The organism is Pseudobutyrivibrio ruminis CF1b, assembly GCF_000424005.1.
GTDB classification, from domain to species: Bacteria; Bacillota; Clostridia; order Lachnospirales; family Lachnospiraceae; genus Pseudobutyrivibrio; species Pseudobutyrivibrio ruminis_C.
This window is the reverse complement of the sequence record NZ_AUJB01000013.1, coordinates 1-12,197: the sequence shown is the minus strand read 5'-3', so window position 1 is coordinate 12,197 and position 12,197 is coordinate 1. Positions and strand designations below refer to the sequence as shown.

Genomic DNA, 12,197 nt, shown 5'->3' with positions numbered 1-12,197 from the left:
CCTCCTATTTTTTTGGAAATGCAGTAATTACATTTCCGGACCCATCCATGACAACTTTTAGGGTATTTAATGATTTACCATTACTACTTGTTCCTATAGAATTAGTGAAGGTTTGTTCAAAAATGTATCCATCTCTTCCTGCGGTATTTGGGCCTAAGGTAAAATTATTGCCTGTCAATGTACTATTAATGCCTTCTCTAATATCAAAATTTGCGTTAAAATGTGACTTATTTCCATATACCGAATTAGGTCCATGTCTATCTAAAATATGATTATTAAAAGTTTCATCACTTAATTTATAATTATCTGCTAAATCAAAAACTTCTCGAAATTTGCTTTCTGCTCCACCATCATATGGACATCCACCACTCTTCTCAGCAAAAAACTGTAAATCCATTTCAAGTCTACATTGCTTTGGCGATACTGTGTTTACTGAAGCTCCGCCCCTTGCTACTCGTCGCTTTGTAACAAAATCATCAATCTTGTTAGCAATTTTTGGCATTACCTTAGAAGATACTTTAGATATCGCCTTTCCTATTCCATAACCGGCTGCTCCACCTATAACTCCTGCTCCTGTTGCTAATGCAAGCTGACCACCATCTACTGAGCCAGTATTAATAAGCTGAGTCGTAACATTTCCTGCTGCTGCTCCTAATCCTCCAGCAAGCATAGCACCTGCAAGACCTGCACCAACTCCAGTTGACGCCACAGCTCCGACAACAGCTCCTTCAACAGTAGCCCCTGCCAATTCGCCCCAGTTAAAGCTATCCTGCTCACCTTTGGCTATAGCAACCCCCTGAGATATAGCATCAACGCCTGCACCGATTATTCCTCCAACTGCAGCTCCTATAAGAATCTGTGGGAACTTTCCATTTTTATCAATCAAGTTCTTAGGATTATTCCAGCAATATACAAAATGGTTTATTGTATCTGGCTTTTCTGTATATCCGCCAATCTGATCTTCCCCAACAAATCTACCATTCTCAGCACTATAGAATCTCGCCTGTGCAAACTTAAGGTCTGAAACCTCATCCTCCTGGTAGCCAGTGAAAGCAAATGGCTGAATGATGTTGCCATCAGTGGTGTAGCTGTGCTTATGGTTTGCCTCTTTGATTTTGCCTGTAAATGGATCTACGTTTCTTCCAAAGTCATCAAAAGCATAAGATGACACTGCTACACCATCTGTTCCTGTCATGTACATTGGAGAACCAAGCTCATCCTGGAGGTAGTAGTAGTTGCTTCCAGCCTTAGACATAGATACTACATTATTATCGTAGATGAATGACTCTGTTTCGCCATTTACTGTGCGCTCAAGAAGGTTGTAGTAGTCTCTTGAAAGGTCACATAAGTATTCAATTTTTTCTTCAGGACGGGTAGATGCTACTCTAAAGCCAAGACCGTTATACTGGTTCTCTACCTCTCCCTTATTTGAGTCTACCACTTTTGAAAGCATATTTGTTGCATCAAAAGTAAAGGTCTTTTGTAAAAGACCATCCACGTACTCTTTTGTCTGGTTGCCACGCTTATCATAGGATTGGACTAATCATCAGATTAGTTCAATCCGTACATGGCATAGATTTCTGAAACCCCTTTCAGAAATCTATGTTTTGCTTTAGCAAAATTAAAATGCAGCTTTCCTTGGCTGCATTTTAACCCCAAATTCTACGATAGCCCCATGTGTTATAATGTCTATCTTGTTATTTGTTCATTTTCATAATTTGTCTAATATAAAGGCATGACTCATACATACCAATTGATGTATGTTTATTCAATAAATCAGCTGCATATAAATAATCAGCTGTTTGAACTTTATCTATGACATCGGATATATCCACCATCTTCCCATCAAAGCTTTGCATATTTGCTGACTTCAAAAATGAATATTTAGAATGCTTTTCCATATTTGCATAAGCATATAATGGGCTATCTGAATACATCCCCAAAATACCTCGCTCTTGCAAATATATTTTTAATTTGTCGTATTCTGGTAAATAATATGGTATTTTTATCTTTTTTTTGTCATACAACTGAAGAACTATCATAGAATTAGTATATTGTCCACAGTTAGACAAGTATATTCTACGAACAGAGCTCCAATTTATCTTTTTCATTTTTCCAAGCGAAGAAATATGATTTATTCCTTCATCAGATATAATTATTCTCTCATTAATAAATGCCAGTAATGCTGGAATATTAATCAATAACAAAAAAAGATAAACCACCATCATAACGTACAAAAATAGCACATTATATCTAAATCCAATATACAGTGAAAAAGGCATAAATATAATCATAAGCACTACTACTGCTACATAATAAAAACATCTTTTAGTAATTAAAACTCTTTCGATATCCATCTTTTTCAATAACCACCTTACTGTTCATAAAATATTGCCACCTTCCTCAGGCAGCACATTGAGATTGATTAACGACTGTCGATTTAGCAACTAGGCTATTCGCTAAATCAATAATTTTCTCACAGGCATAATCTATTCCTTTCCCAAGCCATCCTGTAATCCTATTATACATAAAGTCTATCACGTTTTCTTGCAACGCATATATTCCTACGATTTTTGCAGCCTCCATTGCATCTGGAGCACCACTAAATGCATATTTAGCCAATGAATCTAAACAATTCTTTCCCAATCCCTTACCGATTTCTTTAATTCCATTTACATTATTAACTAACTCTCCTTGAGCTATGAACTCCGACGCAATTTTCTCTAAAACAGGATGTTTTCCGCTACTAAATAGTTTATTTGCAATTTTAGGTGCTTTATCAGCCAGAATAGATGCGCCCTTCATAACTCCTCCTACAGCCAACGCATTAACACCAGCCCCCACAACATTTCCTGCAAGTTCACCAGCGGTAAGATTACCATCAAGATAATCTTTAGCTGTATTAAATACTATATCAGTCGCAAATTGAACTACCATTGCCGCCCCAACGCAACCAGTTGCGATGGCAGTACCTTCTATTGCTCCTTGTACTGTACTTAAACCGACTTTTTTCCAATCTATTTCTTCGCCATTAAGCTTCGCATCAATTATCTCGAGACCACCATTTACCACACCACCAACAACTGCTCCGATAACTAGATTTAAAATATTACCATCTAAATCAATTGCAATTAAAGGCATATTTAGGCAATACAAATAATGATTTATTGTATCAGGCTTATCTGCAAATCCTCTGACCTTATCCTCACTAACAAATCTACCTGCATTACTGTCATAGTATCTTGCCTGAGCAAAGTAGCTGCCAGTCATCTCATCATGCTGGTAACCTGTGAATGCTAAAGGCTGGATGATATTACCATTCTTTATGTACGCTGGCTTTTCTTTCTGGCCTGTGAATGGATTGAGATTTCTACCAAGAACCGGTGCCTGACACCAATGTGGTCAACTAAACGTCAACTTAAGGGAAATCTCATTAGATTTTACTTTTACTAATAGTATCACATTCATTGCATAGAAAGAAAATCCGTAAGCTACACATTTTACAGAATAAAAAGTGCAGCTCAAAGGCATAGAAAATAAGCCAGCAGCATATGTCATAGCTGGTATGAGTGTAATAGATATTTTTATAGGTTAAAAAGCAACTTTCTTATTCCTAAAGTGAGTTCGACCGATGGCTTTATTTCTCTTTCTTGCGAAAGACCTTCCTGGTTGAATTTGAGATCTGTTTTTGTAAGCTAAAGCTATTAGGTCATCAAAAGTGTTCAAATCAAGTTGAGCACTAATGTATCTAGCAAAACGATATTTTAGTTGACCAATAATAAAGGAACGATTTGCTTGGTATCTATATTTGTTGGCAGGATTTGAAGTTTCATCAATTAGCTCATCTACATGATTTTTGATAAGTGAAGCAATGTTCGAGAGCATCAAGTTAATGAAGAACTCTTGCATGATAGCTACAGGTGTTGCTCCATTGAATTCTTCCAGTTTGAATGAGCTTTTAAGTTCATGATATTTTATTTCGATTGGCCATCTCTTGAAATATAGTTCCTTAAACATAGGTGCAGTGATGGATTTATCAAATATATTAGTTGCTAAGTATTCCTTGCTTCCATCATCAAGAGATACTTCGATGACGCGGATATCGATATCGTAAGTGTTTTCTTTAGGATTGCCAGGAAGTGTGGTTAATGTTTCAACTTTACAGTTTTTGGAAAGCTTAAAATTTTCTCTTAGACGCATAACACAAAGATGATTATGCTCAACACAATAGCGAAACATTCCTTCAGAGTAGTATCCTCTATCAAAAATTACTACAGCATTTTCATAGATTCGAAGAGCCTCTAGCGTTTTTAAATGCTCAATAGCTACAGCACGCTCACCAGCTAGATATCTGTTGATGGATGCATGAACTATATAGTCTTCTAAAACATCATAAACGGTGGATGCTAGTGCCATAGTGAATTTTCTGTTAGAATCAGGATAACCAAACATTTCGCCAAAATGTTCAAAGTTAGATTTAGAATTGGGAAGTTCTATTTTAGATCCATCAATAGCAAAAAGATGGTATCCATGCCAGTCTTTTCTGGTGCCAATATTCCTGTAAAAGATATCTACAGAAATATTGAAAAGATCACGGAATAGATACGGATGGATAAATTGCCTAGCTTTCGAAAGGGCTTGTTTGGTAATGTCAGGGAAAGAAATAGATATTAGTTCTTGTCTAATCATAGCAAGATTCTGATTCATAGATGCTTTGGAAGAGTACAAAAGATACAGAATTACTTGCTGGAATGATAGTTTACGCTTTCTAATAAACTTAGACGGTGCGCGATGAATCTCCATACAATCAGGAGAATCAATGTACTGCTTGATGGCTTGGACAATAGAGCTACAAATCTCGTTTCTTTTCATAAGAACACCTCCAAAAAATGATCAATTTTAATTCGCCTCGGAAACGAATCATCTTCTTGATCAATAGGCGCGAAGCGCCGCATTTTTTGGAGGTTATGTCAAGAGATTTTTGCAGAAAAAAAGCAGAGATTTTAAAATAAAAAATAAGCTGAAAAGCTTGATTTTACAAGCTCTTTCAGCTTAAGTTGACCACATTGGTGCCTGACACCTTTACGATTTTATTACAGAGTTATTATTTTGTAATGGGGTACTTTAACATTTATTTCATTCTTATCCGCTTTCTTTGTAATATCGTTCTGAATTATGGCATACAAACTCACACATGGCCACATATATAGAACCAAAACATCTTAAAAATAATCAAACAAAAAAGCTGATTTATCCATTCTTTACTTTTCCTCACAATTATTCTATTCGTCTTTATAATCTCAAATTTATTCTTTTTCAATAACTGCATACTTTGAATTTGGTAAGTATGTCACTTTTACTTTGTCACCCACTTTAACATCGTTATCAATGAATGCAACACTAAACTCATACGGACTTCCATCAATACTAATATTAATTGACCTAGATAATCCAAACATTCCGCCTTCATCAACATCATGCAAGACTTGGCCTTCTTCCACAGCATAATGTTGATTATCTATTATTTTTTTATCTTTAATAATCGGCAATGCACTAAGCAAAAAGTAAGTAAGCATTAACAATGACAGACACACTCTTATAATGTATTTTGCAAACGGATGGTTTCTCAAATAATCCGACTCGTCCATATAAGAATTGTTCACCCAAAAGAATAATAGTGCTAAGCACCCAATTATCAAAATAACAATTAATATTATAAACTTTTGATTAAATAAATATTGATAATCCATAAAACATACTCCTAATATTTTTTATTGTCCACAGTCTAAAGCTTCGCCTGTTAAATATACATCTACTAAAATGCTTTTTTGCAGTATTTCTATCCACTTTTTATATTCTCCTTATTCGATTTTACTCTGAGCAATTATCAACCAATCTCGCCTGGGCAAACTTAAGGCCAGATACTTCATCTTCCTGATAACCTGTAAAGGCAAATGGCTGGTTAATGTTGCCATCAGTGGTGTAGCCATGCTTATGCTCTTTGATTTTAATTTATAACTATGAAAAAACTGCAAAGCCCAACATTGGCTTTGCAGCTTAAACATGAATCGGTTTATTAAGTATTATTCTCGTCTGTCTTTCTTTTGTCGAAAAGAGGTATATTTTCCTTCTCTATTCTTTTAAGAATGTTTCTCGCAGAGTATAGTTCTTACGATGCTCATTCCTCTTTTCAAATCATCGATTGTAACATATGGAGGTAAATTCATAATTTTCCTCATCACTGGTCTGACACCTTTACGATTTTTTTAATTGCATTTTTCCGTTATGGGTTCAGACACTTTTATTTGGTTTTGAACAGACAAAACTCCTATACCATAATTCAAAACGCAATCATAAAAAAGACGATTAATAACAATGCAATATTTTGCATGATGTAAAATTGTATAAGTTGCTTCTGTGTTAAACGTTTTGATAGCTTAACACCGAAATAAATTTGAAATGAAATATTCAAAATTATTGCCATAATAAATAAAATCATCAGCTTATTCATAATATCAATCTAACCTCTCAAAATTGCCAAATCTTGTAAATGGTAAATATTCAATCCTAACATAATCGCCTACTTCAACCTCTGAAGTATCACCTACAAAATAGAATAAACTATCATCTACATTAATCTCAGACGAATTAATATCTGTCACATATCCTTCATCAGTTTTATAGCTTGATGTAATCACACGAGATAAATCAAATACAAACAATAATAGCCATACACTTAAAAGCGATGGAACTCCATATACAAGCAATTTCACAATAAAATTTATACTCGGAACATACACTGTTTTTTCCTCGCGATTTTTATAATAATGGATAGCTTCTATTGACAAAACAATGTCTGCCATCAATAAAATTATAAATAAAACCATATATTTTAATCTTATATCCATCTTATACCTCAATCATCTACACAATTGTTTTCAACTATAGTTTTTTCTGCGTTATTTCTTTCCTTAAATTTATCATATATATAATTCGAGCCCACAGTTGAAAAAGTTGCTCCGAATCCAAAAATCATTCCGCAAAAATTAGAAAGTCCTGCCGAAGCTCCAGCTGAATATAGCCCCCATGCACCTGGTCCAGCAAGTCCCGCCTGCAAACTACCTGCCATGACTCCTCTCATACCTATGTCGAATGCACTTTTTTTATTTTTGGGATTATCCATATTGTCAAACATGTCTGCTGCAATATTTCCACTAAATCCTCCAGCGAATTGAGCCAAAAATGAATTTCCCTTTGTTACATATTCAACCGAACTAGAAACTGCTCCGTTTATAGCACCACTAAATACTCCATTCCATCTACTTGCGCCTGTAAGTCTAGCCGCTGCATCACCCTGTAACGCTCCAATAGCAGTGGATGGTAAAACTGTGGCCAAACCAACAGCAGTTGCAGCTCCATTTGATAGCGCACATCCAACAGATACAACTGTAGCGGCTTGAGCTACGGCTGCAACTGCTCCTACTCCTGTACCTACAACGGCACCTGCAATTGCCCCCTTTACAGCAGTTTTGCCTGCCTCTTTATAATTTACTTCTGACAAGCTTTTACCATCAGCTACTTGTTCTGCAACACTTCCTATAAATCCAACGGCAGCACCTATGCCTGCACCTATAGCTACTGTTGCTAAAAACTTACCATTTTTATCAATAAACTTTTTAGGATTATTTATACAGTATACGTAATGATTTATCGTATCAGGTAATTCTACAAATCCTCTTACCTGATCTTCCCCAACAAATCTACCATTCTCAGCACTATAGAATCTCGCCTGAGCAAACTTAAGACCTGATACCTCGTCCTCCTGATAGCCTGTAAATGCAAATGGCTGGATGATGTTGCCATCTGTTGTGTAGCCATGTTTATGCTCTTTGATTTTACCTGTGAATGGATCTACGTTTCTTCCAAAGTCATCAAAAGCATAAGATGACACTGCTACACCGTCTGTTCCAGTCATGTACATTGGAGAACCAAGCTCATCCTGGAGATAATAGTAGTTATTGCCTGATTTGCTCATGCTTACTACATTATTATCGTAGATGAATGACTCTGTCTCGCCGTTAACTGTGCGCTCAAGAAGGTTATAGTAGTCTCTTGAAAGGTCACATAAGTATTCAATTTTCTCTTCTGGTCGGGTAGATGCTACTCTAAAGCCAAGACCATTATACTGGTTCTCTACCTCTCCCTTATTTAAGTCTACCACTTTTGATAGCATATTTGTTGCATCAAAAGTAAAGGTCTTTTGTAAAAGACCATCCACGTACTCTTTAGTCTGGTTACCACGCTTATCATATTCGTAAGATTTTACGATAGCCTGGCTGTTATTAAGTTCCTTAGCCTGAACAAGTCTGTCTAATACATCATATGTATACGAAGTTCTAGAATCATGTTCAGCAAGTAATGTTCTGTTTCCAAATGCATCGTACTCATAAGCAGACTTAACCATTCCATCATGTGTGGTCTGTGTAAGTCGACCTATTGCATCATAGCTATACTTATACTGTCCTGAAACTTTCTCGAGATCGCGTCTATTTCTGTTGATTCCAGAGATAAGTCCTGCATTGTCATAAGAATAGAAATACTTATCAAGCTCGCCCTTGCTGTCGTAGCTTGTCATGCTCTCAAGATTTCCACCTGGAAGGTATGAGTACTCTGTAGATACACCGTTTGGAAGAAGCTTAAGGGAGAGTCTTCCAAGCTCATCATAAGAGTATGTAGTCTCCTCGCCATTTCCAGAAATACCTGAAAGCTTTCCTTCTGCATCATATGTATAAGCTGCTACTCTTCCGTCTGGATAAACAAGCTTTGTCTTTTCTCCTATGGCATTGTATTCGTAACCTACAGTTCTGTTCTGGTAATCTGTTACCTTTGTAAGACGACCTAAAATATCGTTTTCAAGTGTAGTCTTACCAAGCCAGTCATTAATCTCATTAAGCTGATTTAATTCGTTGTATGCAAACTCAACGCTTCTGCCATCTCCATAGCCTACCTTAGTTACTGCACCAAGGTTATTGTAGCTGTAGCTTGTAGCAAAATTATCTCTGTCAGTCTTAGTCTTAAGACGTCCGTACTGGTCGTACTCATAAGTCTCTTCCTGACCAATGGCATCTGTGATAGTTGTAAGCTGACCTGAAAGATCATAAGAATAGAGTGTTACGTGACCATCCTCACCTACTACAGGCATCTTGTCATCTTCAACTCTGCCTTCAGCTCTGTGAACGCTCTTAAGGTTATCAAGTGCATCATATGTGTATGCTGTCTCGTTTCCAAGAGCATCCACTACGCTCTTTAATCGACCTGTAGCTGTGTAAGTATAAAGTGTTGTGCTTCTGCCATCTGCAACCTTTGTGGCACGTCCCATGGCATCATACTCGTATGAAACTGTACGGCCATCCGAGCCTTCTACTTTTGCTATACGGCTTAAGACATCATAGCTGTAAGAAATCTCATAGCCATCAGCAAAGCTTCTCTTTACAATTCTTCCTACTGTATCATAATCAAGGCTCTGCTCTAATCTTCCGCAGAAGTAAATAGCCTTAAGCTTTCCACCATCTGTGTATTCGTATTTACGAACTCTTCCAGCTGGATCAGTTACAGTTTCGATATTTCCAAGCTTTGTATATGTATATGATGTCTCATTTCCAAGAGCATCTGTCTCTTTTACTACTCTTCCAAGTAAATCGTAGTCTCTAGTGTATCTGTTACCAAGAGTGTCAGTAGCACAAATCACCTGGCCGTTCTCATCATACTCATAAGTCTTTTCATGACCGAGAGCATCAGTCTCTTTTGTTACACGATTAAGCTCATCATACTCTAATGTACGAACTCTGATATCTCCAAGATACTCAGCTACCACATTTCCGTTCTTATCATACTCGTAACCGCTTGTTCTTCCCTCTGGATCAGTAACCTTAGTAAGGCGCATTAGTGGGTCATACTCATAAAGAATGGTTCCACCATTAGGCAAGCATACCTTTTCCTGCTCTCCCATTACGTTATAAGTGATTTCTGTTACAAAGCCTGCCTCATCAGTAACCTTTGAAACACGTCCCATGACATTCATTTCAAAGTTCTTTACTGTACCGTCTGCCTCTTTTACAGATGTCACCTTACCCATTTCATCATAGGTATACTCTCTTGTGTTACCAAGAGCATCTGTAGTCTTTATGATTCTATCAGCATTATCGTATTCGTATGTTGTAACTGCCCCGTCAGCTGTGGTTGTCTCCACTACACGGTTAAGCTCATCATAAGCGTACTCTGTAACAACTCCGTCAGGATCAGTTATGGTATTTACGTTACCCTTTTCATCATAATCAAAAAGAGTCACTCCACCATTTGCATTTCTGGTCTTATAAAGATTTCCATCCTTATAGTAGAATCTGTTAGTCTCATCAAGTGGGTTTCTAAGCTCAAAAAGCTTACCCTCAAGATTATAGCTGTACTTATATTCCTCACCCTTAGGACCCTTTACAGCCATAGGCTTGCCATCAGCTCTGTAGGTGATAAATGTCTTATTACCAAGGGCATCCACAATCTTTGTAAGGTGGCCCTTGTTATCATAGGCAAAACGTGTTGTATTGCCTCTCTTATCTGTAAAGCTGGTCTTCTGGTTTCTTGTATTATAAGTGTAATACTCAGTTCCGTCATAGTACTCTGTAGCTGTATGACGCTCCAGATCATCATGGGTATAGACTACCTTATTACCATTCTGTTCTGTGGCTGTAGTAGTCTTATTGATGTCGTCGTACTCGTAAGTCATTATAGAGTTATCAGGGAAGCTCTGCTTTACTGTACGATGCTGCTTATCATACTCATTTGTAATGGCAACGATTCCCTTTGGATTAATTACATCCTTAATCTTTCCATCTTCTGTATAAGTAAACTTTCTTACAGCACCATCAAGCTCTGTGATTTCTGTAAGCTGCATTTTCTCATCATAGGTATAGCAAACAGACCTGCCTGTATGGTCGGTCACTTTACTGATTAGTCCGGCATTTTCGCCATCCTCATAGTATGTGAATGTAAGAGCGTTTCCGTTCTTTGTCTCTACGCTCTTTAGTCTTCTGCCTCTGTCTTCAAGAATTTCGTAATGAACTACCGTGTGATCTCCATCGATATCGCCAAGGGATACAAGAAGACCTGCCCCGTCAAACTTCTCATAGCTTCCGTCATCCTGTCTGATGATATATCCCATACCATCCTCAAGCTTTTCAAGAATACCTGGTTCACCGTGCTCTTCCACGTAGAAGTTTTTCTCTTTTTTGAAGGTACCCTCACTACCATCCGCATATGCGATACGGATTTTGTCAGCTCCCTGGATATCGTATATACGAACCTCAAAGTTATGAGTCCAGCCCCATCCAAGGTCCTTAAGCTCATTTGCAATAGAGTTATAGAATCTCTTGAATTCAAGCTCATATCTTCCACCAAGAGTAATGTCTGTATGCTCATTGATGTAGTTACCGTTACACATGTTTACAGGGTCGTACTTGTAAACCTCGCAACGCTCCTTCTTACCCTTTAAGTATGCATGCATGTCTTCTACATACTTAAGGTATTCTTCAAGAGCTGCACCAGAAAGGTGGTTTAATGGGCTGTCCCACTTAAGGTCAAAGTGCTTACCATTATATGTTCTGATATCATAGCTTGTGCCATTTCCGATACCATTAATAAATGACTCAATATTAGACATGATGGTATCGTAAAGAGTCTGGTAAACACTCATGCTTACATCATTTGCATGTGTGGAATCAAAGTTCTCAAACTTCTTTTTTGTATCAGGAGCAACACCACTCATACCATCATTGCTGGCAAGAGTCTCCATTGTGGTGAAATAATTTCTGTAATCTGGTGCAAGATAACTTCCTACCTCGGAACAGGTAGCATTCAAATCTGCAGCCAGATTTTCAATCTGCTCGCCAATGCCCTTGAGTGAGTCCTCATATTTACCAAAATCAAGAGTAACCTTATCAAGGTACTCTGTCTTAATTATGGCATTAGGTGAATTATCAACATCTGAAATAAAGGACGACATAATCTCGTCCTGAAGTGTTTCCAGCTGCTGAATATCATCTGTTATATCTATAAGTAAAGGTATCTGTCTTTCTTTTACAAATCCCTTAGAATTGTCCGCTTCTTCACCAGTATGGGTGTCGTCATTTACAAAAGCCTCAAAT

General features: G+C 37.3%; 7 protein-coding genes. All 7 read right to left on the bottom strand.

Annotated features, from left to right (window positions below; translation table 11 throughout):
* Positions 1 to 4 precede the first annotated feature (4 nt).
* On the bottom strand, positions 5 to 1,498 hold the full coding sequence (locus tag G592_RS17130) for an RHS repeat domain-containing protein (RefSeq protein ID WP_051194902.1): 1,494 nt from the start codon (positions 1,496 to 1,498) through the stop codon (positions 5 to 7).
* A 199-nt stretch (positions 1,499 to 1,697) separates the two neighbouring features.
* Positions 1,698 to 2,357, bottom strand: coding sequence for a hypothetical protein (locus G592_RS0111705; RefSeq protein ID WP_028247981.1), 660 nt, complete (start codon positions 2,355 to 2,357; stop codon positions 1,698 to 1,700).
* 46 nt (positions 2,358 to 2,403) lie between these two features.
* Positions 2,404 to 3,309, bottom strand: coding sequence for an RHS repeat-associated core domain-containing protein (locus G592_RS0111700; protein ID WP_278244649.1), 906 nt, complete (start codon positions 3,307 to 3,309; stop codon positions 2,404 to 2,406).
* A 282-nt stretch (positions 3,310 to 3,591) separates the two neighbouring features.
* A complete protein-coding gene (locus G592_RS0111695; protein WP_028247979.1) occupies positions 3,592 to 4,872 on the bottom strand; it encodes an IS4 family transposase in 1,281 nt (426 codons plus the stop codon).
* A gap of 434 nt (positions 4,873 to 5,306) precedes the next feature.
* Positions 5,307 to 5,750: a hypothetical protein gene (locus tag G592_RS0111690; RefSeq protein WP_028247978.1), complete on the bottom strand. Its 444-nt coding sequence runs from the start codon at positions 5,748 to 5,750 to the stop codon at positions 5,307 to 5,309.
* A gap of 765 nt (positions 5,751 to 6,515) precedes the next feature.
* Positions 6,516 to 6,908: a hypothetical protein gene (locus G592_RS0111680; protein ID WP_028247977.1), complete on the bottom strand. Its 393-nt coding sequence runs from the start codon at positions 6,906 to 6,908 to the stop codon at positions 6,516 to 6,518.
* Positions 6,909 to 6,916: 8 nt separating this feature from the next.
* A partial coding sequence (locus tag G592_RS0111675; RefSeq protein ID WP_028247976.1) for a DUF6531 domain-containing protein occupies positions 6,917 to 12,197 on the bottom strand: 5,281 nt, incomplete at its 5' end.

Bases quoted from the DNA above. Each gene is read 5' to 3' on its own strand.
- G592_RS0111705 (WP_028247981.1), bottom strand. From the start codon at position 2,357: ATGGATATCGAAAGAGTTTTAATTACTAAAAGATGTTTTTATTATGTA.
- G592_RS0111695 (WP_028247979.1), bottom strand. From the start codon at position 4,872: ATGAAAAGAAACGAGATTTGTAGCTCTATTGTCCAAGCCATCAAGCAG.
- G592_RS0111690 (WP_028247978.1), bottom strand. From the start codon at position 5,750: ATGGATTATCAATATTTATTTAATCAAAAGTTTATAATATTAATTGTT.
- G592_RS0111680 (WP_028247977.1), bottom strand. From the start codon at position 6,908: ATGGATATAAGATTAAAATATATGGTTTTATTTATAATTTTATTGATG.